This is a genomic window from Duganella caerulea (assembly GCF_040362985.1).
GTDB classification, from domain to species: Bacteria; Pseudomonadota; Gammaproteobacteria; order Burkholderiales; family Burkholderiaceae_D; genus Rugamonas; species Rugamonas vulcania.
Map to the genome: position 1 here is coordinate 759,764 of NZ_BPWJ01000001.1, position 25,117 is coordinate 784,880.

The 25,117-nt window shown below is 66.3% G+C and carries 19 protein-coding genes; 10 read left to right on the forward strand and 9 right to left on the reverse strand.

Annotated elements, in window-relative coordinates; all coding sequences use genetic code 11:
• Nucleotides 1-16 precede the first annotated feature (16 nt).
• The 4 genes from ACUJB0_RS03310 to ACUJB0_RS03325 form a co-directional block, all read right to left on the reverse strand.
• The gene (locus ACUJB0_RS03310; RefSeq protein WP_444843979.1) at nucleotides 17-883 is read right to left on the reverse strand and encodes a branched-chain amino acid ABC transporter permease; all 867 of its coding nucleotides are present in this window, start codon (nucleotides 881-883) and stop codon (nucleotides 17-19) included.
• A 70-nt stretch (nucleotides 884-953) separates the two neighbouring features.
• Nucleotides 954-2,168 (reverse strand): 3-oxoadipyl-CoA thiolase, encoded by a 1,215-nt coding sequence (gene pcaF / locus ACUJB0_RS03315; protein WP_444843980.1) that lies wholly within the window; start codon nucleotides 2,166-2,168, stop codon nucleotides 954-956.
• Nucleotides 2,169-2,179: 11 nt separating this feature from the next.
• Nucleotides 2,180-2,824, reverse strand: a complete 645-nt coding sequence (locus ACUJB0_RS03320) for a CoA transferase subunit B (protein ID WP_161097691.1) — start codon at nucleotides 2,822-2,824, stop codon at nucleotides 2,180-2,182.
• Nucleotides 2,821-3,486: a 3-oxoacid CoA-transferase subunit A gene (locus ACUJB0_RS03325; RefSeq protein WP_444843981.1), complete on the reverse strand. Its 666-nt coding sequence runs from the start codon at nucleotides 3,484-3,486 to the stop codon at nucleotides 2,821-2,823. Before ACUJB0_RS03325 ends, ACUJB0_RS03320 begins: the two co-directional genes overlap by 4 nt.
• A gap of 135 nt (nucleotides 3,487-3,621) precedes the next feature.
• On the opposite strand from ACUJB0_RS03325, the gene ACUJB0_RS03330 reads away from it, so the two are divergent.
• Nucleotides 3,622-4,461 carry an IclR family transcriptional regulator domain-containing protein gene (locus ACUJB0_RS03330; protein ID WP_161097690.1) on the forward strand — a complete coding sequence of 280 codons (840 nt, stop codon included), beginning with the start codon at nucleotides 3,622-3,624 and terminating at the stop codon, nucleotides 4,459-4,461.
• On the opposite strand, the gene ACUJB0_RS03335 is transcribed toward ACUJB0_RS03330, so the two are convergent.
• The gene (locus ACUJB0_RS03335) at nucleotides 4,458-5,549 is read right to left on the reverse strand and encodes a porin (protein WP_444843982.1); all 1,092 of its coding nucleotides are present in this window, start codon (nucleotides 5,547-5,549) and stop codon (nucleotides 4,458-4,460) included. The genes ACUJB0_RS03330 and ACUJB0_RS03335 overlap by 4 nt on opposite strands.
• A gap of 206 nt (nucleotides 5,550-5,755) precedes the next feature.
• Between ACUJB0_RS03335 and ACUJB0_RS03340 the strand changes: the two genes are divergently transcribed.
• Nucleotides 5,756-6,931, forward strand: coding sequence for an ABC transporter substrate-binding protein (locus ACUJB0_RS03340; RefSeq protein ID WP_444843983.1), 1,176 nt, complete (start codon nucleotides 5,756-5,758; stop codon nucleotides 6,929-6,931).
• Between the two features lie 13 nt (nucleotides 6,932-6,944).
• Here ACUJB0_RS03340 and ACUJB0_RS03345 read toward each other — a convergent pair whose 3' ends face one another.
• Complete coding sequence (locus ACUJB0_RS03345) at nucleotides 6,945-8,672, reverse strand: tannase/feruloyl esterase family alpha/beta hydrolase (RefSeq protein ID WP_444843984.1); 1,728 nt, start codon at nucleotides 8,670-8,672, stop codon at nucleotides 6,945-6,947.
• Nucleotides 8,673-8,683: 11 nt separating this feature from the next.
• Nucleotides 8,684-9,850: an ABC transporter substrate-binding protein gene (locus tag ACUJB0_RS03350; protein WP_444843985.1), complete on the reverse strand. Its 1,167-nt coding sequence runs from the start codon at nucleotides 9,848-9,850 to the stop codon at nucleotides 8,684-8,686.
• A gap of 128 nt (nucleotides 9,851-9,978) precedes the next feature.
• On the opposite strand from ACUJB0_RS03350, the gene ACUJB0_RS03355 reads away from it, so the two are divergent.
• Nucleotides 9,979-10,470: a MarR family winged helix-turn-helix transcriptional regulator gene (locus ACUJB0_RS03355; RefSeq protein WP_161084143.1), complete on the forward strand. Its 492-nt coding sequence runs from the start codon at nucleotides 9,979-9,981 to the stop codon at nucleotides 10,468-10,470.
• 7 nt (nucleotides 10,471-10,477) lie between these two features.
• Here ACUJB0_RS03355 and ACUJB0_RS03360 read toward each other — a convergent pair whose 3' ends face one another.
• On the reverse strand, nucleotides 10,478-12,286 hold the full coding sequence (locus tag ACUJB0_RS03360) for a sigma 54-interacting transcriptional regulator (protein WP_444843986.1): 1,809 nt from the start codon (nucleotides 12,284-12,286) through the stop codon (nucleotides 10,478-10,480).
• A 301-nt stretch (nucleotides 12,287-12,587) separates the two neighbouring features.
• Here ACUJB0_RS03360 and ACUJB0_RS03365 point away from each other — a divergent pair, with 301 nt between their 5' ends.
• The 7 genes from ACUJB0_RS03365 to ACUJB0_RS03395 are packed head-to-tail and all read left to right on the forward strand — an operon-like array spanning nucleotide 12,588 to nucleotide 24,661.
• Entirely contained in the window at nucleotides 12,588-14,057 is a 1,470-nt protein-coding gene (locus ACUJB0_RS03365) for a benzaldehyde dehydrogenase (RefSeq protein WP_444843987.1), read from the forward strand.
• An 18-nt stretch (nucleotides 14,058-14,075) separates the two neighbouring features.
• Nucleotides 14,076-14,843: a coniferyl-alcohol dehydrogenase gene (locus ACUJB0_RS03370; protein WP_444843988.1), complete on the forward strand. Its 768-nt coding sequence runs from the start codon at nucleotides 14,076-14,078 to the stop codon at nucleotides 14,841-14,843.
• 59 nt (nucleotides 14,844-14,902) lie between these two features.
• A complete protein-coding gene (locus tag ACUJB0_RS03375; protein WP_444843989.1) occupies nucleotides 14,903-16,606 on the forward strand; it encodes a DUF1302 domain-containing protein in 1,704 nt (567 codons plus the stop codon).
• Between the two features lie 13 nt (nucleotides 16,607-16,619).
• Nucleotides 16,620-17,978 (forward strand): DUF1329 domain-containing protein, encoded by a 1,359-nt coding sequence (locus tag ACUJB0_RS03380; RefSeq protein ID WP_444843990.1) that lies wholly within the window; start codon nucleotides 16,620-16,622, stop codon nucleotides 17,976-17,978.
• A 15-nt stretch (nucleotides 17,979-17,993) separates the two neighbouring features.
• Complete coding sequence (locus ACUJB0_RS03385) at nucleotides 17,994-19,154, forward strand: YCF48-related protein (protein WP_444843991.1); 1,161 nt, start codon at nucleotides 17,994-17,996, stop codon at nucleotides 19,152-19,154.
• Between the two features lie 36 nt (nucleotides 19,155-19,190).
• A complete protein-coding gene (locus ACUJB0_RS03390; RefSeq protein ID WP_444843992.1) occupies nucleotides 19,191-23,381 on the forward strand; it encodes a carboxylesterase family protein in 4,191 nt (1,396 codons plus the stop codon).
• Nucleotides 23,378-24,661: a thiolase family protein gene (locus tag ACUJB0_RS03395; protein WP_444843993.1), complete on the forward strand. Its 1,284-nt coding sequence runs from the start codon at nucleotides 23,378-23,380 to the stop codon at nucleotides 24,659-24,661. Before ACUJB0_RS03390 ends, ACUJB0_RS03395 begins: the two co-directional genes overlap by 4 nt.
• Here the strand turns inward: ACUJB0_RS03395 and ACUJB0_RS03400 are convergent.
• A complete protein-coding gene (locus tag ACUJB0_RS03400) occupies nucleotides 24,638-25,096 on the reverse strand; it encodes a MarR family winged helix-turn-helix transcriptional regulator (protein ID WP_117011484.1) in 459 nt (152 codons plus the stop codon). The genes ACUJB0_RS03395 and ACUJB0_RS03400 overlap by 24 nt on opposite strands.
• Nucleotides 25,097-25,117 lie beyond the last annotated feature (21 nt).

A 25,117-nucleotide genomic window follows, 5' to 3' on the forward strand; every position in this document is an offset into this window, starting at 1 on the left:
ACTTCAGCGAAGGCGTTCATGCTTTCCTCCTGATCAGGCCAGCGGGGAACAGGATCAACAGCACCACCATCAACCCGTAGATGACGAAGGCGCCGACCTGCGGCACGTAGTATTTGCCGGCCACGTCGAACACGCCAAGGATCACTGCCGCCAGCAGCGGCCCCTTGATGGTGCCCGCACCGCCCACAGCAACGACCAGCAGGAAATAGACCATATATTTGATCGGGAAGGTCGGGTCCAGGCCCAGCACGTCGATGCCCAATCCGCCGCCCAGGCCAGCCAGGCCGGAACCCAGCGCGAAGGTCAGGCTGAACACCAGGCCCACGTTGATGCCCAGGCCTGCGGATGCGGTCTGGTTGTCCACCGAGGCGCGGATCTGCGCGCCGAAGCGGGTACGCTCGATCAGCAGGCCCAGTGCCACCGTGACCAGCACCACCACACCAATCAGGAACAGGCGATAAGCGCCCACCTCAAGACCAAACAACGGCACCTGCCCGCGCAGCCAGTCCGGCAGCGTCACCGGCTGCTGCGAGGGGCCGAACAGCCACGTCGCACCAGCCACCGACATGAAAGTCAGTCCGATCGAGAACAGCACCTGGTCCAGGTGACTAGCGCGGTACAGGCGGCGGTACAGCAGCCGCTCAAGCACCAATCCAGCAGCGGCCGAAGCCAGGAAGGCCAGCGGCAGCGACGCCAGGAACGGTACGCCGAGGCGCGACAGCACCGTCACGCTGACGTAGCCGCCCAACATGGCAAAGGCGCCGTGGGCCAGGTTAATGAAGTTCATCATGCCCATCGTGACCGACAGGCCGACACTGATGAGGAACAGCAAACTGCCGTAGGCGATGCCGTCGAACAGAACGCCGGCGAAGTTGGCTAGCATGTCCGCCTCCTCGTTTGAATAGTTTTATACATTTTTTTGTCTCCACTACTTCTCTACAAACTACATTGAATCACACTCTTTCGATGATCATCGCGATGCCCTGCCCCACGCCGATGCACATTGTGCACAGCGCATACCGGCCGCCGCTGCGATGCAGCTGGTAAGTCGCCGTGGTGACCAGGCGCGCGCCGCTCATGCCCAGCGGATGGCCCAGCGCGATGGCGCCGCCGTTGGGATTGACGCGCGCATCGTCGTCGCGCAGGCCAAGCTGGCGCAGCACCGCCAATCCCTGTGCGGCAAACGCTTCATTCAGTTCGATCACGTCCATCTGCTCCAGCGTCAGGCCGGTCTGGCGCAGCAGCTTTTGCACGGCGGGCACCGGGCCCATGCCCATCACACGGGGCGCCACACCGGCCGTCGCCATGCCGACGATGCGGGCCAGCGGCTCGAGGCCATGGCGTCCGGCCGCGTCGCCGCTGGCGATCAACAGCGCGCAGGCCCCGTCGTTGATGCCGGAGGCGTTGCCGGCGGTGACGCTGCCCTCGGGCCGCACCACGCCTTTCAGTTTGGCCAGCGCTTCGATGGTGGTGGCGCGTGGATGCTCGTCCTGCTTGAACAGCACCGGCTCCTCGCCCGCGGAGCGGCGGCTTTGCGGCAGCGTGACCGGCACGATCTCGCGCTCGAAGATGCCTTCGGCGATGGCGATCGCGGTCTTGTTCTGGCTTGCCAGCGCAAACGCATCCTGGTCGGCGCGGCTGATGCCGTAATCCTGCGCGACGTTTTCCGCAGTCTCCGGCATGGTCTCCACGCCGTAGGCTTCCTTCAACGCCTCGTTGATGAAGCGCCAGCCCATGGTGGTGTCCTGCAGCGATGCGTTGCGGCTGAACGCCGCATCGGGCTTGCCCATCACGAAAGGCGCGCGCGTCATCGATTCCACGCCGCCGGCGATCATCAGGCAGGCGTCGCCGGCCTGGATCGCGCGCGCCGCCGTGCCGATGGCGTCCATGCCCGAGCCGCACAGGCGGTTGACGGTGGAACCCGGAACGTCCTGCGGCAGCCCGGCCAGCAGCGCCGACATGCGCGCCACATTGCGATTGTCCTCGCCGGCCTGGTTGGCGCAGCCGTAGATCACATCGTCCACTTCCTCCCACTGCACACCGGGATTACGGCGCATCAGTTCACGTAGAGGCACGGCGCCCAGGTCGTCGGCGCGCACGTCCTTCAAGGCGCCGCCGTAGCGGCCTATCGGGGTGCGAACCGCATCGCAGATATATGCTTCGTTCATCTCGTACTCTCCTATTTCAACCGCAGCAAAGGCGCGCCCGTGGCGGCCTGCAGTTCTTCAAAACTCAAGCCCGGTGCCATCTCGCGCACGGCCAGGCCTTCCGGGGTCACGTCCAGCACGGCCAGGTCGGTGTAGATGCGGTTGACGCAGGCCACGCCGGTCAGCGGATAGCTGCACTGGCTGACGATCTTGCTGTCGCCGTTCTTGGTCTGGTGCTCCATCATCACGAACACCTGCTTGGCGCCTATCGCCAGGTCCATGGCGCCGCCAACGGCCGGTATCGCGTCCGGCGCGCCGGTGTGCCAGTTGGCCAGGTCGCCGTTGGCCGCCACCTGGAAGGCGCCCAGCACGCAGACGTCCAGGTGCCCGCCGCGCATCATGGCGAAGGAGTCGCCGTGGTGGAAGTAGGCGCCGCCCGTCAGCAGCGTGACCGGCTGCTTGCCGGCGTTGATCAGGTCTTCGTCCTCCTCGCCGGGCGCCGGGGCCGGGCCCATGCCGAGCAGGCCGTTCTCGCTATGCAGGAAGACTTCACGTTCGGCCGGCAGGTGGTCGGCCACCTTGGTCGGCAGGCCGATGCCCAGGTTGACGTAGGCGCCCTCGGGAATATCCTGCGCCACGCGGGCGGCCATCTGGTCGCGGGTGTATTTGCTGGTCATGCCGATTCCTTCACTACGCGCTGGACAAAAATGCCGGGGGTGACGATCACCTCGGGATCGAGCTCGCCCAGCGCCACCACCTGCTGTACCTGGGCGATGGTGGTCTTGGCGGCCATCGCCATGATGGGACCGAAGTTGCGGGCGGTCTTGCGGTACACCAGGTTGCCCCAGCGGTCGCCGCGCAGCGCCTTGATCAGCGCGAAGTCGGCGTGGATGGGCGACTCCAGCACGTAGTGGCGCCCGTCGATCAGGCGCGTCTCCTTGCCCTCGGCCAGCAGCGTGCCGTAGCCGGTGGGCGAGAAGAAGCCGCCGATGCCGGCGCCGGCGGCGCGTATGCGTTCGGCCAGGTTGCCCTGCGGGGTCAGTTCCAGTTCGATCTCGCCGGCGTGGTACAACGCGTCGAAGTGATGGGAGTCGGTCTGGCGCGGGAAGGAGCAGATGATCTTGCGCACCCGCTTGGCCTTGAGCAGCGCGGCCAGCCCGGTCTCGCCGTTGCCGGCGTTGTTGTTGACGATGGTGAGTTCGCGCGCGCCCTGCGCGATCAGCGCGTCGATCAGCGCGGACGGCATGCCGGCGTTGCCGAAGCCGCCGATCATGACCGTCGCGCCGTCGTGGATGTCAGCCACGGCGCGCTCCAGTGATGCAAATGTTTTATCGATCATATGCCTGCCTTTTCGTTTCGGTGTGCGATAATCGAACTAATGATTGATCACCGCACATCCAGTGTAGCAACGTAAACGCGGCACGGTCAACAAAAAAACACCTATCGAACGCGCCGCCTGCATTAAAATCACGCCATGTCCAAGACCACCAAACCCAAAACCCGCGTCGCCGAGGCCGAGCCGGAGCGCGAACCGAGCATCTCCGAACAGATCGACGCGCTGACCGATCCCAGTTTCATGACCTCGCTGGCGCGCGGCCTGGCCGTGGTGCGCGCCTTCAGCGATTCGCGCAAGCCGCAGACCATCGCCAACATCAGCCAGAAAACCGGCATCCCGCGCGCAGCCGTGCGGCGCTGCCTGCACACGCTGCGCGAGCTGGGATATGTGGATGCGGAGTTGAACAATTTTTCGCTGCGCCCGAAAGTACTCACGCTGGGTTATTCCTACCTGTCGTCGACGCCGTTGACGGTATCGGCCCAGCCCTACCTGAACAACATCAGCCGCGCCCTGAACGAATCGAGTTCGCTGGCGGTGCTGGATGACGACGAGGTGCTCTACGTGGCGCGTGCCGCCACATCGCGGGTGATGTCGGTGGCGCTGAACACCGGCAGCCGCCTGCCCGCCTACTGCACCTCGCTGGGCCGGGTGATGCTGGCGCACCTGCCGCCGGCGGAGCTGGACCAGTACCTGGCCCGCACCGCGCTGCGGCCGATGACGGAAAACACGGTGGTCAACCAGAAGCGCCTGCGCGAGATCCTGGCCGGCGTGCGCCAGGCCGGCTACGCCATCAACGACGAGGAGCTGGAGCTGGGCTTGCGCTCCATCGCCGTGCCGGTGCGCGGCGCCTCCGGCACGGTGCTGGCGGCGCTCAACGTTGGCGCGCAGGCTTCGCGCGTCAGCGTCAAGCAGTTGGAAAAAGAGTTCCTGCCCGTGCTGCTGCGCGGCGCACAGGAACTCTCGATACTGCTGCCTTAGAAGCTATGGCGCAGGCCGGCCATGACGCCGTTCTGCGTCAGGCCCGCGCCCACGGTGCCGCCGGCGTCCAGCGCCACGGCCGACGTGCCGGAGTTCTTCATGCGGCCCAAGGCGCCATACACGGCGGTGCGCTTGGACAGGTAGTAGGTCAAGCGGGCCACCACCATGTCGACGTCCGAGCTGCTGTTCTTGGTGTCGCGGCGCGCCACCTGTACATCCAGCGTGGAGAACGGCGTCACCGGATAGCTCACACCCAGGAAGTACAGATCCGATTCGGTCAGGCCGGTGACCGCGCGCGTGGTGCGGTCGACGATACCGGCGCCGATCTTGCCCGCACCGACCTTGGCGTAACCGTTGACGGTGATGCGCTTGTCGCTGTTGTCGCTGCTGGTGAGGCCACCGGCCGCGCCGACGTTACCGTACATGATGTCGTAGGAAGTGTTCAGTCCATAATCCGTAGTCTCGTAGCCTATCAAGCCGGTGATCTGGCGGCAGGCCTTGGAGTTGCCGGCCACTTCACCTGGGCAGCCCGTGGCGGCCGGACCGCCAGCAGCCGACGCATCGCGCCCGGTGCTGTAGGTGGCGCCCACCACGAAGTTGTTGAAGTTACCGAGGTAGCCGATGGCGTTGTCGCTGCGGGCGTTAGGCAGGTAGGGATCGATGCTGCCGATCGCGAACAGGTTAGGTCCCAGCACGTCCGCCTTCTGTCCGGCGATGTAGGTCATGTTGATCTGGCGGCCCAGCGTCACCGTACCGAAAGAGCCCTTCAATCCCACCGATGCCTGGCGACCGAACAGGCGATTGCCCTGTCCCATGTTACCGGTGTCCATCGACAGGCCCATCTCCAGCGTGAACACCGCCTGCAGGCCGTCGCCCAGGTCCTCGCTGCCGCGGAAGCCCAAGCGCGACGGGAAAGAGCCCGTCAGCGAAGGCATCTTGGTGATGCTGGCGCCGGCGGCGTTGGCGTTGGTCGTATAAACCAGCCCTGTATCTACAAGGCCGTACACCGTGACACTGCTTTGCGCCATGGCGCCGGATGCGCTGACCCCAGCCAGCAGCGCCGCAGCGCATCGGATTGCGTTCTTCATTCCAGTCTCCTGTTATCTGACAGTCGTTATTTTTAAGATGTGCGATAATCGAACATTAGGTTGTTAATCGCACATAGATTAGATACTATGCACGAAGCGCTGCGCTGTCAACAAGCGCCGCGTGGCAGAATTGAAGCCATCGCCGCCGTCACACCGCGCGCCGCGCCATTCTTCATAGAGAAAACAGAACGACACAGGAGACCAGCATGACGATTAAAAAATTTGTAGCAATTGCGACACTCGCCGCCGGCGCGTGGTCCGCGATGCCGTTGGCGCAGGCCGAAGACACCATCAAGGTCGGCGTGATCGCCGCCTTCTCCGGCCCCTTCGCCGACTACGGCAAGCAGATGGAGGGCGGCATCAAGGCGTGGATGGCGCAGAACGGCGCCAGCGTGGGCGGGAAGAAGATCGAAATCATCTACAAGGACACTACCGGTCCTTCGCCGGAAATCGCCAAGCGTCTCGCGCAGGAGCTGGTGGTGCGCGACAAGGTGGACTTCCTGGCCGGCTTCGGCCTGACGCCGGAAGCGCTGGCGGTGGCGCCCATCGCCGAGCAGGCGAAGAAGCCGATGATCATCATGAACGCAGCCACCTCGGTCATCACCACCAAGTCCAACTACATCGCGCGTTTTTCGATGACGCTGCCGCAGGTCTCCGCGCCGATGGCGACGTGGGCGGCCAAAAACAACATCAAGAAGGTGGTGACGCTGGTGGCGGACTATGGCCCCGGCATCGACGCCGAAGCCGCGTTCAAGAATGAACTGGTCAAGGGCGGTGGCGCGGTGACGGAAGCGATCCGCGTCCCGCTGCGCAATCCGGAGTTCGCGCCTTACATCCAGCGCATCAAGGACGCCAAGCCGGACGCGGTGTTCATCTTCGTGCCGGCCGGCGAACAAGGCATCGCCTTCATGAAAGGCTACCGCGAACGCGGCCTGGCGGCGGCGGGCATCAAGGTCATCGCCACCGGCGACCTGACCGACGACCACGTGCTGCCAGCCATGGGCGACGCCACGCTGGGTGTGATCACCACCTTCCACTATTCGGCCGCGCACAAGTCGCCGGAGAACGCCGCCTTCCTGAAGAGCTTTGAGTCGGCCAATCCAGGCGCGGGACGTCCAAACTTCATGGCCGTGGCGGCGTATGACGGCATGGCTGCGATCTACGAGGTGACGCGCAAATTGAACGGCAAGATCGACGGCGACCAGGCCATGGCCATCCTGAAGACCATGAAGCTCAATAGTCCACGCGGCCCGATCAGCATCGATCCGCAGACGCGCGACATCGTGCAGACGGTCTACGTGCGCAGGGTCGAAAAGGTCGGCAGCGAATTCTATAACGTCGAATTCGACCAGTTCACCAACCAGAAAGACCCGGGCAAGTAAGCCGTCCACCCTTCTATTTGCAGCTGAAGTTGGCGGCGTCCTCGATGCTGCCGCTGCCGTTGTACTTCGCCACCTGAGGATATGGGCACAGTGGCCGCGTGCGCGTCGCCGACCACGATGCCGGCACGTCGGCGTTGGCGCCGCCGGCGTTGCCCGGTCCACGCGCACTCGCCACCACGCGTTCCGGCGCCTGCCCTTTCTCGACCCAGTTCACCAGAGGCGTCAGCATGTCGAATTGGTCGGTGGCCGGGCCGCCGGAACAATGGTTCATACCTGGCACCTGGTAGTAACGCGCGAAGGCGGAAGCGTCGCCGCCGTTCGCGGTTCGCAGGTTGTCATACCATGCCTTGGTGTCGTCGCTGGAGAAGATAGGGTCGCTGGTGCCATGGTACAGCATCATCTTGGCGCCACGGTTCTTCACGGTGCTGTAGTCGGTCAGGTGCGGTGGCAGCATGAAGGACATCGCGCTTTCCGTGTAGGTGCCGTCGGTCGCCGCGACTTGCGTCAGCAAGGTGTCGATGCTGGACGTCAGCGCGAAGGTGGCGCCGTTGAAGGTGGCCGGATTCACCGGCGGTACCTTCCAGATCATCGCCACCGCGCCGGAATCCAGCTGCAGGGGGCTGAAGAACTTCCAGAACGCCCAGTTGCCGGTGCCCAGGCCTGCGTCGTACGGGAAGCTTGAGTAGAACTTGGTCTTGCTGCTGGTGACCGCACCCGTGAACAGCTGCCCGATCGATGTCTTCTGCGCCGCGCTGAGACAGGTCCCGTCGCGGCCTTGCGCGCCGCAGGACGGTACATCGCGATCCAGGTTGAATGCGGCCTGGCAGGCGCTCGTATCCTGCACTAGTCCATCCTTGGCGCCGTCGAGCGCATCGCATTTATCCAGCACCGCGTTCGATACCAGCGCGCGTTCGGCTGCCGTGAAGCCGGTCGACAGGTCGCCCGGCGTGCTTGCCAGCGCGGCGTAGGCCTGGCCGCCGGCGATATTGGCGATGGCCGCCAGCGGCAAGCGGAAGCCCGGATCGCCGACCAGATAGCCGTCGAACTGCTCGCCGTAGCGGGCCGCCGCCACCATCGTATGACGGCCGCCGTTGGAGCAGCCGCCGAAGTAGGAACGGTCAGGCCCCTTGCCATAGGCGGTCTGGATCACGCTCTTCGCCATCGGCGCCAGTTTGCCCGAGGCCTGGTAGCCGTAGTCCAGGCGCGCCTGCGGATCAAGGCCGAACAGCGGCGTCGCCGCGCCGTGGCCCGCGTCGGAGCTGATCACGGCGAAGCCCTGGTTCAGCGCATTGTCCAACTGCCCGCCACCGCCCACGTCGCCCGTCGCCGTGACGACAGCGCCGTCAAGGCCGCCGTTGGCCTGGTAGAAGAAGCGGCCGTTCCAGTCCACCGGCAGCCGCATCTCGAAGCCGATCGCATAGCTTTGCCCGTCGACCGTGCCGGTGCGCTGGAACATCGAGCCCTTCACCAGGCAGTGCGCGGGCACCGGCTTGCCGGCCACCGTCAGCACGCCGGCGGCCACCGAGGCCGCGCTGGCGATGGTCGTGTTGGGGTAGGAGATGCGGCTGGCCAGGTCGGTGCAGGAGCCGAGCTTACCGGCGCTGGCCGCTGTCAGCTGCGGCAGGGACACGGCTCCATCGGACTTGCTGCCACCGTCGCCACCGCAGGCGCTCAGCGTCACAGCCGACAGGCAAAGCGCCGCCAGCGGCGCGCCCTTCAAGACACGTCGTTCGATCTTCATGAGATATCTCCTTAGTTGGGGCTGACGTCGCGCAACACTGCGATCGGTTCGTTCACCAGTTTGCCGTTGACCTTCTTCACTTCGCGGATGTACATGTTCTGCACGATGTCGCGCGTGGCGGGGTCGATGCTGATCGGCCCGCGCGGGCTGTCGCGCTTCATGCCGGCCAGCGTCTGCATGGCCTTGTCGCCGGTGACGGCGCCACCCAACTTGCGGATGGTCTCGTAGATCATGCCCATGGTGTCGTAGGCCGCCACCGTGACGAAGGTGGCGGGCGGCCGGGTTGGATTGGCCTGTGCGTAGGCTTTCAGGAAGGCCTTGTTGACGTCATTGTCCAGGGTTGGCGCGTAGTTCAGCACCGTCACCGCGCCCAGCGCGCGATCGCCCAATGCTTCCAGCGTCGGCGTCTCGCTGGTCATGTCGCCTACGCCGAGGAACTTGATGCCCGCCTTGTCCAGGCCCTTGTCGCTGAAGGCTTTCAGCAGGCCGATGCCGTCCTCCACGCCGGGCGCGAAGAAGAACAGCGCATCCGGTTTTTCATCCTTGATGCGCTGGATGAACGGGGAGTAGTCGGGATTCGCGAGCGGCGCCCGCGCCGAGCCAACAACCTTGCCGCCGCCGGCGTTGAACTCCTTGGTGAAGCGCGCCTCCGCATCCAGCCCGGTGCTGTAGTCGCTGACCAGCGTGTAGACCTTGCCGATCTTGTTCTTCGCCGTCCAGGCGCCGAACGGCCCGGTCATCTGGTGCATCGTCATACTGGTGCGCAGCATGTACGGCGACTTGGCGGTGATGCCGTTGGTGACGGCGTTCATCACGATCATCGGCATCTTGGCCTGGGTGGCGATGGGCGCCACCGCCATGGCGCTAGGCGTCAGCGAGAAGCCGATCAGGAAGCTCACGCGTTCGCGCGTGATCAGCTCCTGCGCCGCCCGTTTGGACTGGTCGACATTGGTGCCGCCGTCGTCGCGGTAGATGATCTCGATCTTCCGGCCGGCCACCTGGTCGCCGAATTGCTGCATATAGGTCTTGATGCCGTCCTCGAACGGCTTGCCGGTATTGGCAAACGGCCCGGTGAGCGCGGCGATGACGCCGATGCGAATCGGCTCCTGGGCTTGGGCATGGGCTTGGGCGGCGGCCAATGCGGTAAACAGCACGGCGGTAATCACACTGCGTTTCATCGTGTCTCCTCGATGGATGGTGTTGAGATAATTAGTTATGTTTTATAATGATTATAGACTATACGCATTTTCAAGAGATTGCAAGCATCGGGATGGCCCGGAACGCGCATCTTTGCTAGAATCCGAACATGACAACGCAGCCCAAGAAAAAGAAGATTGAACTCATCGACGCCGTCCAGGAGGCGGCCGAGCAGCCGCTGGACCAGCGTGTGCTACAGGATCTGGTGGGCTATAACTGCCGGCGGGCCTACATCCGCATCATGCCGCTGTTCGAGAAGCGCATGGCGAAGTACGAGCTGCGGCCGGTCGATTTCAGCGTACTCAGTCTGCTCAAGGCCAATCCCAACATCAACCAGAAGCGCTTGTCGGCGGCGGTGAACGTGTCGCCGCCCAACCTTGCCATCCTGCTCGACAAGCTGCAGGACCGTGGGCTGCTGCTGCGCCAACGCAGTCCGCTGGACCGGCGCTCGCAAACGCTGGTGCTCACGCCCGCAGGCCTGAGCATGTGCACCAAGGCGGAAAAGACCGCCAGCGAACTGGAAGTGGATGCGACGGCCAGGCTGACCGACGCCGAGCGCGCGCAGCTCATCGAGCTGCTGCAGAAGATCTACCTGGAGTGAGCGGGCGTCAGCCCTGCTGCAGCTTCTTCATGCGGTAGGAAAGCTGCGGCCGCGTCAGGCCCAGCATGCGCGCCGCCGCCGACAGGTTGCCGTCCGCGCGCTTCACCGCCGCCAGTATCAGCGTGCTTTCCAGATGGTCCAGCGACCAGTTCTGCTCCTGGCCTTGTTCCGCGGCCTGCTGCCGAAGCATCCCGGGCAGCACGTCCAGCAAGGCGCCTGCGGGCTCAGTCGGCGCATCATGGCTGGTCAGGCGTCCGGTCTGCGCCAGCGAGAAGTATGAGGTCTGCGATTCCTCGCCACTGGTGAACAGGTGCGGCAGATCGATAGGACCATCCTCGTCGGCGTAGATCACTCCCCGCTCCACCAGGTTTTGCAGCTCGCGGATATTCCCCGGGAAGTGGTAATTGAGCAGCGCATCGACCGCGCGCGCCGTGAAACCGGTCACGCGGCGCTGGTGCTTTTGCCCGTAGTGGCGCATGAAGTAACCCATCAACAGCGGGATGTCGTCGCGCCGGTCGCGCAGCGGCGGCAGGCGGATGGGGAACACGTTCAGGCGGAAGAACAGGTCTTCGCGGAAGCGTCCCTGCCGGATCTCCTCGCGCAGATCGACATTGGTGGCCGCCACCAGCCGCACGTCCACCTTCACGCTGCGCACGCCCCCTACCCGTTCGATCTCGCCCTCCTGCAGGGCGCGCAGCAGCTTCCCTTGTGCCACCAGGCTAAGCGTGCCTATCTCGTCGAGGAACAGCGTGCCTCCGGAAGCGCGCTCGAAGCGGCCGGGCCGCGACTGGCTGGCGCCGGTGAAAGCTCCGCGCTCCACGCCAAACAGCTCGGACTCGATCAGCGTCTCCGGAATCGCCGCGCAGTTCACGGCCACGAAAGGCTGCTCCTTGCGGGCGCCGATCTGGTGCAGCATATACGCGAACAGCTCCTTGCCCACGCCCGATTCGCCGGTGAACAGCACCGTGGCGGCGGTCGGCGCCACGCGCTTGAGCATGTGGCAGGCCGCGTTGAAGGCCGACGACACGCCGACCATTTCCTTCTCGCCGTACGCTCGTCCATCGTCACCGGGCAGCGGCGCCGCCTGCTGATGCTGGCCCGGACCGCCGTAGGCCGTGGTGCTGACGAACGATTCCGCGTTCAGGAAGCGCAGGTCTTCCTCCACATTGTCCCACTCGTCGGCCGGCTTGCCGATCAGGCGGCAATGCTTGTGGCCCATCGACGTGCATTCGATTTCGCGGTAGATGGTCAGCCGTCCGATCATCGCGCTGGTGTAGCCGATGGCGTAGCCGGTCTGCATCCAGCACGCTGGCTCGGTGCCGATGCCGAAATCGGCCGCGTGCACCTCGGCCTCGCTGGAATGGTGCCACAGGAATTCACCGTGGTAGGTACCGCGTTCGAAGTCAAATTCGAAATGCAGCGGCTCCACCTTGACCGCGCCCTCCAGCGAATGCATGCGCGGACCTGCAGCGAACAGCGAACCCGGTTCGGCATCCGGCCAACGTTCGCGCAACAGCTGCGCGTCGCGCGCGCCGGCCGAATAGCCGACCCTCGTGAGCAGGCCGCGCGTGCGTTCGGGGCCTATGCTCTCCAACAGTTCGCGCCGCAGCGCGCCGAGCGAGGTGATATGCAGCAGCTGCATGCGCTGGCCATTGAGCCAGATGCGGCCATCGCCGGGCGAGAAGTGCAGGCTTTGCGTCAGGTCGTCCAGCGTGGGCGCGGCGCCAGCCTTCAGGTGCTGGCTGTCTCCATGCTGCAGCATCTTGCCGCTGACGCGCGACATCTCCGCCAGCGATACGCGAGGGGGTTTGCTCATGTCTCCACTTTCATCGTCTTTTACCAAATCATACATCGGCAGTTCTCCCATTTGATCATTTCATCAATCGCCGGCGTCTCTTCTTTTTTGCTGCACTGCGCTGCGCGCGGCCTTTCAAAACAGGCGCTGCGCCCAGCGAATGCACCGCATGGTGCGCCGCAATAGCGACGCCGCTCGGCGAGCTGGCACACAACTTGTAATAGCTAAGGCAAGAGCGGCAAGCAGACCTTCATGCAACTAGCGTGCTAACAGCGTGCATCGAGGCTGACTTCCCCACCACCCATCATTCAAAGGAGACAGCATGACCAACGCGAATGCGCTTTTACGTCCATCGATCTGGCAAGGCCGAATCTTCACCGGCGACTGGATCGCCAGCCATGGCGGCGTCCACACTTTCACTGAACCGGCGACGGGCGAACAACTGGGCCGCACCGGCCTGGCCGACGCCGACGACGTGGCGCGCTCCGCCACGCAGGCCCGCGCCGCGCAGGCCGCGTGGGCCGCCAGCGACTACAAGGAGCGCGCCGCTATCTTCCGCCGCGCCGCAGCCGTCATCGCCGAACACCACGACGAACTGGCGACATGGATCGTGCGCGAGACCGGCGCGATCCGCCCCAAGGCCGACCTGGAACTGCGCGAAGCCAGCGCCCACCTGCAGGAAGCCGCCTCCATGCTCACCCAGCCCAAGGGCCAGCTGCTGGCCTCCGCCAGCGGCCAGATGAGCATCGCCCGGCGCATGCCGCACGGCGTGGTCGGCGTGATCTCCCCGTTCAACTTCCCGCTGATCCTGTCGATCCGCTCGATCGCGCCGGCGCTGGCCACCGGTAACGCCGTGGTCCACAAGCCGGACCTGCAGACGCCCATCAGCGGCGGCGTGCTGATCGCCCGCATCTTCGAGGAAGCCGGCCTGCCCAAGGGCGTACTGCATGTGCTGCCCGGCGCCGCCGAGGCGGGACAGGCGATGTGCAGCCATCCCGACATCGCCATGATCGCCTTTACCGGATCGACCGCCGTGGGCCGCAGCATCGGCGAACTGGCGGGCCGCAACTTGAAGAAGATGTCACTGGAACTGGGCGGAAAAAACTCGCTGATCATCCTCGACGACGCAGATCCCGACATCGCCGCCGCCAACGTGGCATGGGGCGCCTACCTGCACCAAGGGCAGATCTGCATGGCCTCCGGCCGCATCCTGCTCCAGCGCGGCATCGCCGCAGCCGTCATCGAACGTCTGGTGGCCAAGGCCGGCCAGCTGCCGGTGGGCGATCCGATGAGCGGCAAGGTGGCGCTTGGACCGCTGATCAACGCCCGCCAGGTGCAGCGCGTGCACAGCATCGTGCAGGACAGCGTGGCCGCCGGCGCCACCCTGCTGGCCGGCGGCACCTATGAAAACCAGTTTTACCAGCCGACCGTGCTGACCGGCGTGCGCCCCGGCATGCGCTGCTTCGAGGAAGAGCTGTTCGGCCCCGTGGCCTCGGTCACCGTATTCGACACCGACCAGGAAGCCATCGCGCTGGCCTCCGCCACCAGCGGCTGCCTGGCGCTGGGCGTGATCACGCCGACGCTGGCGCGCGCCATGTTCATCGTCGACCGCGTACCGGCCGGCCACGCCCACATCAACGACCAGACGGTGCTGGCCGAAGCGCACGCGCCATTCGGCGGCGGCGGCACCTCGGGCAACGGCGGCCGCCACGGCGGCAGCGCCGACTGGGACGAGTTCACCCAATGGCAGTGGCTCACGGTGAAGACCGAAGCGCCGCGCTATCCCTTCTAACGACAACAAGGAGACCATATGAAGTTACGTAACAAGACCATCGTCGTCACCGGCGCAGCATCCGGCATCGGCGCCGAAGTGGCACGCCTGGCGCGCTTCGAAGGCGCCACCGTGATCGGCATGGACCGCACCGAGCCTGGCCTGACGCTGGACGGTTTCATCTCCGTCGACCTGGGCCTGACCGCCAGCATCGACGCCGCCGTCGCCCAGCTGCCGCAGCGCGTGGACGCGCTATGCAATATCGCCGGCGTGCCCGGCACCGCCGATCCCGCGCTGCTGGCACGGGTCAACTACCTCGGCCTGCGCCACTTGACCGAGGCCGTGCTGCCCCGTATGCCGGCCGGCGGCTCCATCGTCAACGTCGCCTCCATCCTGGGCGCGGAATGGCCGGAGCGGCTGGAGCTGCACAAACAGCTGGCCGCCGTACGCGGCTTCACCGAAGGCCAGGCATGGCTGGACGCGCATCCCGTCCCGGCGGAGACCTGCTACCAGTACTTCAAGGAGGCGCTGATCGTCTGGACCTATGCCCAGTCGCAGAAGTGGTTCATGCAGCACTCGGTACGCATGAACAGCGTGGCGCCGGGCCCGGTCTTCACGCCCATCCTGGGCGACTTCGTCTCCATGCTCGGCGAGGAGCGCGTGCAGCGCGACGCCCACCGCATGAAGCGCCCCGCCTACGCCGACGAAGTGGCCGCCGCCATCAGCTTCCTGTGCAGCGACGAATCGCGCTGGATCAGCGGCATCAACCTGCCCGTGGACGGAGGACTGGCCTCGACCTTTATCTGATGTCCGCATCCGCCCGGCCGCGCGTGAGCGGCCATACAACTATAACGAGGAGATAAACCATGCAAGCGAACAACCGCCTGAGTCCAACCCTGTTGGCATTGGCCGTGGCGGCCGCACTGCCGGCCGCCCACGCATATGAATTCGAGACCGCCAACCCCGAACTCAAGATCAGCTGGAACAACACCTTCAAGTACAGCGGCGCCTACCGCCTCAAGGACGCCGACGCGCGCCTGCTGGCGGGCGGCTATCCGGCATCCGGCCCCGCCGACTTCACCGGCTATAACATCGACGACGGCAACCAGAACTTCCGCCGCAAAGGCATCGTCTCCAGCCGCATCGACTGGCTGTCCGAGTTCGACGCCGGCACCCGCAACCTCGGCATGCGCATTAGCGCCGCCGCCTGGTACGACGCCTCCTACAACCGCAGCAACGACAACGCTTCCTACACCAGCAACGCCGCCACGCTCACCGGCAAGGCCGGCAACGAGTTCACCGACGGCACCCGCCTGCTCCACGGCCGCAACGCCGAGCTGCTCGACGCCTTCGTCTTCGCCAAGGGTTCTCTGGGCGAACTGCCCGGAACCGTGCGCGTGGGCCGCCACACGCTGCAATACGGTGAGAGCCTGTTCTTCGGCGCGAACGGCATCGCCAACGCGCAGGGACCGGTCGACCTGGTCAAGCTGCTCAGCGTTCCGGGCGCGCAGTTCAAGGAGATCCTGCGGCCGGTCAACCAGGTATCGGGCCAGCTGCAGGTGCTGCCGAATGTGTCGATCGGCGGCTACTACCAGTTCGAGTGGCGCCCCACGCAGATACCCGGCGTCGGCAGCTACCTAAGCTCCTACGACGCGGCGGGCGCCGGCAGCAGCGCCTTCCTCGTCGCGCCGACCAACAGCGGCGCGCCAGCCTTCTACACGCAGCCGGACATGAAGGCCAGGAACTCCGGCCAGGGCGGCGTGCAGGTCAAGTTCGCGCCTGCCGGCTCGGATGTCGAATACGGCTTCTACGCGGCGCGCTACCACGACAAGACGCCCTACTTCTACCTGGGCTTCGCGCCCGGCTTCCCGCCAGGCGCACCATCCACCGTGCGGGCCGTATACGCGGAAGGCATCCGCACCTTCGGCGCCAGCGCCAGCACCGTGCTGCTGGGCGCGAACGTGGCGGCCGAGGTTTCGGTGCGCCGCAATACACCGCTGGTCAGCGACCCGACGCCCAACTTCCTGTCGCGCGCCGGTGCCGGCGTCTTTGTCGATAACAGCGGCAATCCGGCCTACGCGGTCGGTAATACGGCCCACGTCAACCTGTCCGCGATCTATGTGATGCCGACCAACCCGTTCTTCCAGGGCGCCTCGCTGCTGGGCGAACTGGCCTGGAACCGCGCCACCAGCGTCACCTGGCAAGGCTCGCTCGATCCCAACACCACGCGCGACGCCACCTCGGCACGGATCATCTTCGAACCGTCCTACTACCAGGTGATCGATGGGCTCGACCTGTCGGTCCCCATCGGCGTGGGCTACAACATCGACGGCCGTTCGCGCGCCGTGTTCAACTTCAACGGCGGCAGCTCGCACGGGGGCGACTTCAATATCGGCGTCAACGCCACCTACCACCAGGACTGGAAGTTCGGCATCAGCTACGTGCGCTTCCTCGGCGGCAGCGGCACCTTCCTGAAGAATAATCCGGCCACCAACACGCCCATCCTGAGCTACGCCCAGTCGCTGGCGGACCGCGATTACATCTCCTTCAACATCAAACGCGCATTCTAAGGACAAAACTATAATGAAGACGACCCTGACTTTCGCCGCCGCCGCGCTGTCGCTGGCCTTCGCCCTGCCGCACGCCGGCGCCGCAGTCACCGCCGACGAAGCGGCCAAGCTGCACTCCACCCTGACCCCGCTGGGCGCCGAAAAGGCCGGCAACAAGGACGGCACGATTCCGGCCTGGGACGGCGTCTACGCCAAGGTGCCCGCCGGCTTCAAGCCCGGCGACTTCCGCGCCGATCCCTTCGCCGCCGAGAAGCCGACGCTGGCCATCACCGGCAAGAACGTCGACCAGTACGCGGCCAAGCTGTCCGCCGCCACCGTGGCGCTGCTGAAGAAGTATCCGGCCTACCGCATCGACGTGTATCCGACCCACCGCACCGGTGGCGCGCCGGCCTGGGTGTATGAGAACACCTTCAAGAACGCCACCCGCGCCAAATCCATCGACGGCGGCTTCGGGGTGGAAGGCGCGTTCGGCGGCATCCCGTTCCCGATTCCGAAGACCGGTTACGAGGCCATGATGAACCACCGGCTGGCGTGGACCGGCGAGACCACCGTGTTCCCGCTGCGGACCACCATCGTCACGCCGGACGGCAAGCGCGCCACCGCCACCGAGGCTGAACAGACCATCATGCGGCCTTACTACTTCAAGGACGGCAGCCTGGAAAAATTCGACGGCATCTACCAGTTCGGCCGCCTGATCACGCGCGCGCCGGCGTCCAAGGCCGGCGAAGGCATCCTGGTCCACGACGGCATCAGCGACGCGCAGCCGCGCGCCATCTGGCAGTACCTGGTGGGCCAGCGCCGCGTGCGGCGTGCTCCGTCCGTGTCCTACGACACGCCGGACTCGGTCACCTCCGGCATCGGCCTGTTCGACGAAGCGTTCATGCTGTTCGGTCCTATCGACCACCATGAGCTCAAGTTGATCGGCAAGAAGGAGATGTACATCCCGTATAACAACAACCGCGCCGCATCCGCCAAGATCAGCGACCTGGTTGGGCCGCAGTTCCTCAATCCCGACCTGGTGCGGTGGGAGCTGCATCGCGTGTGGGAAGTGGAAGCTAGTCTGATGCCGGGCAAACGCCACGTCGTCACCAAGCGCCGCTACTACCTGGACGAAGACACCTGGCAAATCATCATGGTGGACGGCTACGACGCGCAAGGCCAGATCTGGCGCGGCAACTACACGTTGACGCTGCTGGCGCCGGACGTGCCGGCCGTGGTGGGCAATGTCATGTGGGGCACGTACAACGTGCAGACCGGCGCGTACCTGCTGAACGAGGCTTCCAACGACCTCGCCACGCAGTACAAGACCATCCCGCGTCTGCCGGCCAGCTATTTCGGTCCCGAGGAACTGGCCAACCAAGGGTCGCGTTAAGTGAAGGGGCGTTCGATGAACATTCTGAATCCAAGCGCGGCCCGACGCGCGGCGCTGGCGGCGATGTTTGCCTCGTCGTGCGCGCTGGCGCCGGCCGTCAACGCTGCCGCAGCGGACGCCAATGGCGTTAGTGCCGCAGCTGCCGGCGCAGCTCGCGCCAATGCCACGGCAGCCGCTCCGGTAGCGCTGACGCAACCGGCCTTGGTCACGCCCAAGGCGCTGAACGCGGCCATGCTGGCCATCGCCGCCGCCGGACAGCGGCTCGTGGCGGCCGGCGAGCGGGGAACCATCCTGTATTCGGACGATGCCGGCGTCACCTGGCGCCAGGCCAGCGTGCCGGTCGGCGTCAGCCTGACGGCATTGCAGTTCGTCGACGCCAAGCAGGGATGGGCGGTCGGCCATCAGGGCGTGGTGCTGCACAGCGTCGATGGCGGCGCCACGTGGAGCAAGCAGCTGGACGGCATCCAGGCCGCTGCGCTGGCGTTGCGGGCAGCGGCCGATGTCGCCGGCCCTGAGCAGGCCCGCGCCTTGGCCGACGCCCAGCATCTGGTCGACGATGGGCCGGACAAGCCCTTCCTCGACCTGTACTTCGACAGCCCGCGCAGCGGCTATGTGCTGGGCGCCTACAACCTGTTGTTCAAGACCGTCGACGGCGGCGCCACTTGGCAACCGTGGCAACAGCACGTCGCCAATCCCAAGGGCCTGCACCTGTACGGCATGCGCGGCGCCGGCGGTGCGCTGTATCTCGTCGGCGAACAGGGGCTGCTGCTGCGCTCCACCGACCAGGGAGCCAGCTTCAACGCCCTCGCCACGCCGTACAAGGGCAGCTATTTCGGCCTGCTGGCCGCACGCGGCGGTGCACTGCTGGCCTACGGCTTGCGCGGAAACGCCTACTGGTCCGGCGACCAGGGCGCCAGCTGGAGCAAGGTTGAAACGGGCGTCCAGGCCTCGCTGGCCGGCGGCGCCGAACTGGCCGACGGCACACTGGTGCTGGTCAGCCAGGGCGGCGACGTGCTGCTCAGCCGCGACCAGGGCCGCAGCTTCGCCGCGCAAGCCGGCGGCGCACTGCCGCCCGCCCTGCCGCTGGCCGCTGTCGCGCAGGCCCGCGATGGCGCGCTGGTCGTGGCCGGGCTGCGCGGCCTGCGCCGGGTTACCTCGCCGGCCGCGCCGCGCTAGCGCCCTTCCCCTACATACGAATATGGCTGGAACATCATGCACACAGATCAAGACTTAGAACGACAGCCGGTGGTACAACGGCTGGAGGATTTCGACACCGGCTCGGGCAACCTTGGAGAACGCGCGCTGTTCAACCACCGGCCGCTGGTCATCCTGCTTTGCCTGCTGGCGACCATCCTGCTGGGCTACCAGGCCACGCGCATCAAGCTCAATGCCAGCTTCGAGAAGATGATCCCCAGCGCCCATCCCTACGTGGTCAACTACCTGGCCAACAAGGCCGACCTGAATGGGCTGGGCAACTCGGTGCGCATCGCCGTCGAAGCGGGCGGCGGCACCATCTACGACCGCGCCTACCTCGACACCCTGCAACGCCTGAACGATGAACTGTTCCTGCTGCCCGGCGTGGACCGTCCCTTCATGAAATCGCTGTGGACGCCCAGCACACGCTGGGCCGCCGTGACCGAGGAAGGCCTGGACGGCGGCACCGTCATCCCGGACGGCTACGACGGCTCCGCCGCCAGCCTGGCCCAGTTGCGTGCCAACGTCGCCCGCTCTGGCGAGATCGGCCAGCTGGTGGCGGCGGACTTCAAGTCCAGCATCGTCTTCGTGCCGCTGCTGGAGCAGAATCCGCAGACCGGCCAGGCGCTCGACTACGGTGCGCTGTCGGAACGGCTGGAACAGATCCGCGCCAAGTACCAGAAGGAAGGCGTACGCATACACATCACCGGTTTCGCCAAAATCGTCGGCGACCTGATCGAAGGCCTGCAGCAGGTGTTGATGTTCTTCCTGCTGGCGATCACCATCGCCGGCGGTGTGCTGTTCTGGTACACGCGCTGCTGGCGCAGCACCACGCTGGTGGTGGTCTGCTCGCTGATCGCGGTGCTGTGGCAGTGCGGCCTGCTGGCCACCCTGCACTACGAACTCGATCCGTATTCGGTGCTGGTGCCGTTCCTGGTGTTCGCCATCGGCATGAGCCACGGCGCCCAGAAAATGAACGGCATCATGCAGGACGTGGGCCGTGGTACGCACCGCGTGGTGGCGGCGCGCTACACCTTCCGCCGCCTGTTCGCGGCCGGCCTCACCGCGCTGCTGTGCGACGCGGTCGGCTTCGCGGTGCTGGTCAGCATTCGCATCAAGGTGATCCAGGATCTCGCCATCATCGCCAGCATCGGCGTGGCGGTGCTGATCTTCACCAACCTGGTGCTGCTGCCAGTGCTGCTGTCCTACACCGGCGTGAGCGCCAAGGCCGCCGCGCGCAGCCTGCAGGCCGACAGCGGCGAAGGCTCCGCCCAGCCCTGGCTGTGGGTCTTCCTCGACCGATTCACCCAGCGCCGCTGGGCCGCCATTACGGTAGCCGCCAGCGTGCTGCTGGGCAGCCTGGGCTACCTGTACAGCCTTAATCTGAAGGTGGGCGACCTCGATCCCGGCGCGCCGGAACTGCGCGCCGATTCGCGCTACAACCGCGACAACGGCTTCATGGTCGCCAACTATGCGGCCAGCTCCGACATCCTGGTAGTGATGATCAAGACCGCGCCCGACCAGTGCACTCGTTACGCCACGCTGGCCAGCGTGGACGCGCTGGCGTGGCAGCTGGAGCAGCTGCCCGGCGTCGACTCGACCAACTCGATGGCGGCGCTGAGCAAGCTCGCCACCACCGGCTACAACGAAGGCAACTTCAAATGGTATGACCTGATCCCCAACGCCGGCGCGCTGGGCGCGGTGCAGACCCGCGCGCCGCGTGAACTGTTCAACCAGAGCTGCTCGCTGCTGTCGCTATACGTCTACCTGAAGGACCACAAAGCCGCCACACTGACCCGCGTGGTCGACGCGGTCGAAGCCTTCGCCGCCGCCAACAACACGCCGGAAGTACAGTTCCAGCTGGCCGCCGGCAGCGCCGGCATTGAGGCCGCGACCAACATCGTCGTCAAGCAGGCCATGCACGACATGCTGTTCTGGGTCTACGGCGCGGTGATCCTGCTGTGCTACGCCACCTTCCGCAGCTGGCGCGCGGTGGTGGTGGCCATCCTGCCGCTGGTGCTCACCTCCATCCTGTGCGAAGTGTTGATGGTGGTGCTGGGCATGGGCGTCAAGGTGGCCACGCTGCCGGTGATCGCGCTCGGCGTGGGCATCGGCGTGGACTACGCGCTGTATGTGCTCAGCGTGATGCTGACCCGCATGCGGGCGGGCGCCAGCCTGTCCGACGCCTACCTGCACGCACTGCGCTTCACCGGCCGCGTGGTGATCCTGACCGGCGTGACGCTGGCCGTGGCGGTCGCCACCTGGCTGTTCTCGCCGATCAAATTCCAGGCCGACATGGGCATCCTGCTGGCCTTCATGTTCCTTTGGAATATGGTGGGCGCGCTGGTGCTGGTGCCGGCGCTGGCGCACTTCCTGATGCCGCAGAAGACCGCGCACAACGAAGCGCCGCAGCCCGACGCCGCGACGCCCGCCGCCGACTCCCTGCGCCAGACCGCGCTGGGCGACGTAGTCGGCATCGCGGACCGCCACCAGACCCACGCCTGGCTGGGCATCCCCTTCGCCCAACCGCCGGTCGGTCCGCTGCGCTGGAAGGCGCCGCGTCCGCCGCAGCCCTGGAAGGGGGTACGCGAAGCGCTGGCCTTCGGCCGCCCGGCGCTGCAACTGGGCGGCGTCACGCTCGAACTGCCGCCGGCGGTATGGGGCGAAGTGGCAGGCTCCGAGAACTGCCTTACGCTGAACGTGTTCGCGCCGCAGCTGACGCCTGAACAGGCGCGGGCCGCCGCGCTGCCGGTGATGTTCTGGATCCACGGCGGCGCCAACACCGCCGGCACCGCCGCCACCTACACCACGCTGCGCAACCTGGCCGGCCAGGATAAGGTGATCGTGGTCTCGGCCAATTACCGGCTCGGCATCCTCGGCTGGTTCAGCCTCGAAGAGCTGGCGCAAGGCGACGATACTCCCGCCGACCGCTCCGGCAATTTCGGCACGCTGGATCTGGTCGCGGCGTTGCAATGGGTGCGCGATCACATCGCGGCCTTCGGCGGCGATCCCGGTAACGTCACGGTATTCGGCGAATCGGCCGGCGGCCTGAATGCATACACCCTGCTGGCCAGCCCCCTCGCCAAGGGCCTGTTCCACCGCGCCATCCTGCAATCGCCGCTGGCGGTCAGCTACTCGCCGGCGCAGGCCCGCAACTACACGGACGACGCCCAAGCCGGCCACGCCCTCAGCTCGCGCGAGCTGCTGTGCCGATGGCTGCAGCGCGACGGCCGCGCCGCCGACCGCGATGCCGCGAAGGCGCTGATCGCGTCCATGCCGGCCGCCGACATCAACGCCTACGTGCGCGGCCTGTCCGCCGACGCATTGCTGGCGCCCATCACACCCGGTGCGCTCAGCTTCTACGACGCGCCCTGCGTGATCCAGGACGGCCACGTGCTGCCGGCCATGCCGCTAGCCGAGGTGTTCGCCGACCGTAGCCGCTACAACGCGGTGCCGGTCATCATCGGCACCAACCGCGACGAATACAAGCTGTTCATGTCCAACAATCCCGACTACGTGCGCATGCTGTTCGGCCAAATACCGTTGATGCGCGACCGCGCCCGCTATCAGCGCCACGCCGCCTACATGTCCGCCTTGTGGCAGGCCGCCGGCGCGCTGGAGCCGGCCAGCGCGATGGTGGCCTCGGGCCACCGCGACGTCTGGACCTACCGCTTCGACTGGGACGAGCAGCCCGCAGTGCCGTTCATCGCGCCGCGCGTGCTGCTGGGCGCCGCGCACGTGCTGGACGTGGCCTTCGTATTCCGCGACCTCGAAGGCGAATTCGATCCGTTCCGCTCCTTCACCGCCGCCAACCTGCCCGGCCGCAAGGAAGTCTCCGACGCCATGGCCGGCTACTGGACCCACTTCGCCCGCCACGGCGCCCCGGGCACCGGCCCGGCCGGCGCGCTGCCCGTATGGCAGCGCTGGAACGGCGACGCCAGCGCCCAACGCCTGATGGTGTTCGACACCAGCGCCGACGGCGGCACCCGCATGGTGGTCCACGAAAACAGCCTGGCCAAGCTGAAGGCCGCGCTGGAACGCGATCCCGCCCTTCGCGGCGATCCGCGCGAACGCTGTGAACTATACGGCCGCATGTTCCTGTGGTCGATCTTCGGTGGCTTCGAAACCCCGCACGCGCTGGAGGCCTACGGCCGCACCCACGGCTACACCGGCCCGACCGGCCAGCTGCGTCCCAGCTACTGGCCATGAGCATGAGCGCCAGCAAAGGCTTCTTCCAGGCCTACGACGACTTGTGGCTGATCGACGGCCTGCGCACGCCGATGGCCGACTACTGCGGCGCCTTCAGCCACATCTCGCCGACGGACCTCGGCATCAAGGCCGCACGCGCGGTGCTGCGGCGCAGCGGCGTGCCGGCCGCCGACATCGACTCCGTCATCAGCGGCAGCATGGCGCCGGGCGACTGCCACCAGTACATGCTGGCGCGTCATATCGGCCTGTACGCGGGCGTGCCGCTGACCGTGCCGGCGCTGAACGTGCAGCGCATCTGCGGCACCGGCTTCGAATTGTTCCGCCAGGCCGGCGACCAGATCGCGCTGGGGTACGCGGACACCGTGCTGGTGGTCGGCACCGAATCGATGACGCGCAACCCGATCGCCGCCTTCGGCCACCGCGCCGGCTTCAAGCTGGGCGCGCAGGTCGGCTTCGAGGACTTCCTGTGGGAGGCGCTGACCGATCCCGCCCCCGGCATCACCATGCCGCAGACCGCCGAGAACCTGGCGCGCCAATACGGCATCACCCGCGCGGAGGTGGATAAATTCGCCGCGCTGTCCCACGCCCGCGCGCTCGACGCCAGGAACGCCGGCTTCCACGCCGGCGAGACCGTCGCCATCGCCAACGAGACCTTCACCCTGGACGGCTATGCCGACCGCCGCATCCTGTTAAGCGGCGCGCTGACCGAACTGTCGCAAGACACCCATCCGCGCATCTCGCCACCGTCGGTGCTGGCCACCCTGCGCCCGCTGTATCCGCACGGCGTGCAGACCGGCGGCAACAGCTGCGCCCTGGCCGACGGCGCGGCGGCGGCCATCGTCAGCTCGGGCGCCTACGCGATGGCCGGCGGGCACCGGCCGCAGGCGCGCATCGTGGCCGCTGCGGTGGTCGGCGTGCCGCCGGAGGTGATGGGCATAGGTCCCGTGCCGGCGATCCGGCTGCTGCTCGACCGCTGCGGCCTGGGTGTGCCGCAAATCGGCCTATTTGAAATCAACGAAGCGCAGAGCGCGCAGATCATCGCGGTGGAGCGGGAGCTGAAACTGGACCGGGACCGCCTCAACGTCCACGGCGGCGCGATCGCGCTGGGCCACCCGCTGGCGGCGACCGGCGTGCGCCTGACGATCACGCTGGCGCGCGCGCTCGACCTGCGGCGCCAGCGCTACGGCGTGGCGGCGGCCTGCATCGGTGGCGGCCAAGGCATCGCCCTGCTGCTGGAAAATCCGCGCTGGCGGCAGTTACAGAACGATGGCGCTCAATGAACGCAGCAGCAGCCGCAATTGCGCATGCAGCTCGCCGCGCTGGTCCGGCCCCAGTTCGGCCAGCATGGCGCGCTCCAGTTCCGCCACGGCCGCATCGCCCTGGCGCAGCAAGGCGCTGCCCTCCGCGCTCAGGCGCAGATGGATGATGCGGCCGTGATTGGCGTCGGCCTGGCGTTCGATCCAGCCGCGCGCCTCCATCGCCTTGACCATCTCGTTGGCCGACTGCGGCGAGATCATCGAGCGCTCGGCCAGCTGCGCGTTGGACAGCTGCTGTTGCGTGTCCAGCACCGACAGCGCCGTGTACTGCGCGGCCGTCATGCCCAGCAATCCGAGGCTGTCGCGCAGGCGCCGGCTCAGCACATGGTCGATGCGGCCGATCAGGTAGGCGATGCCGCTGGGTTTATCGTGCGCGGCGGCGGGCGGTTGTTTTTTCATCGTGGTCCAGGTGTTCAAAAA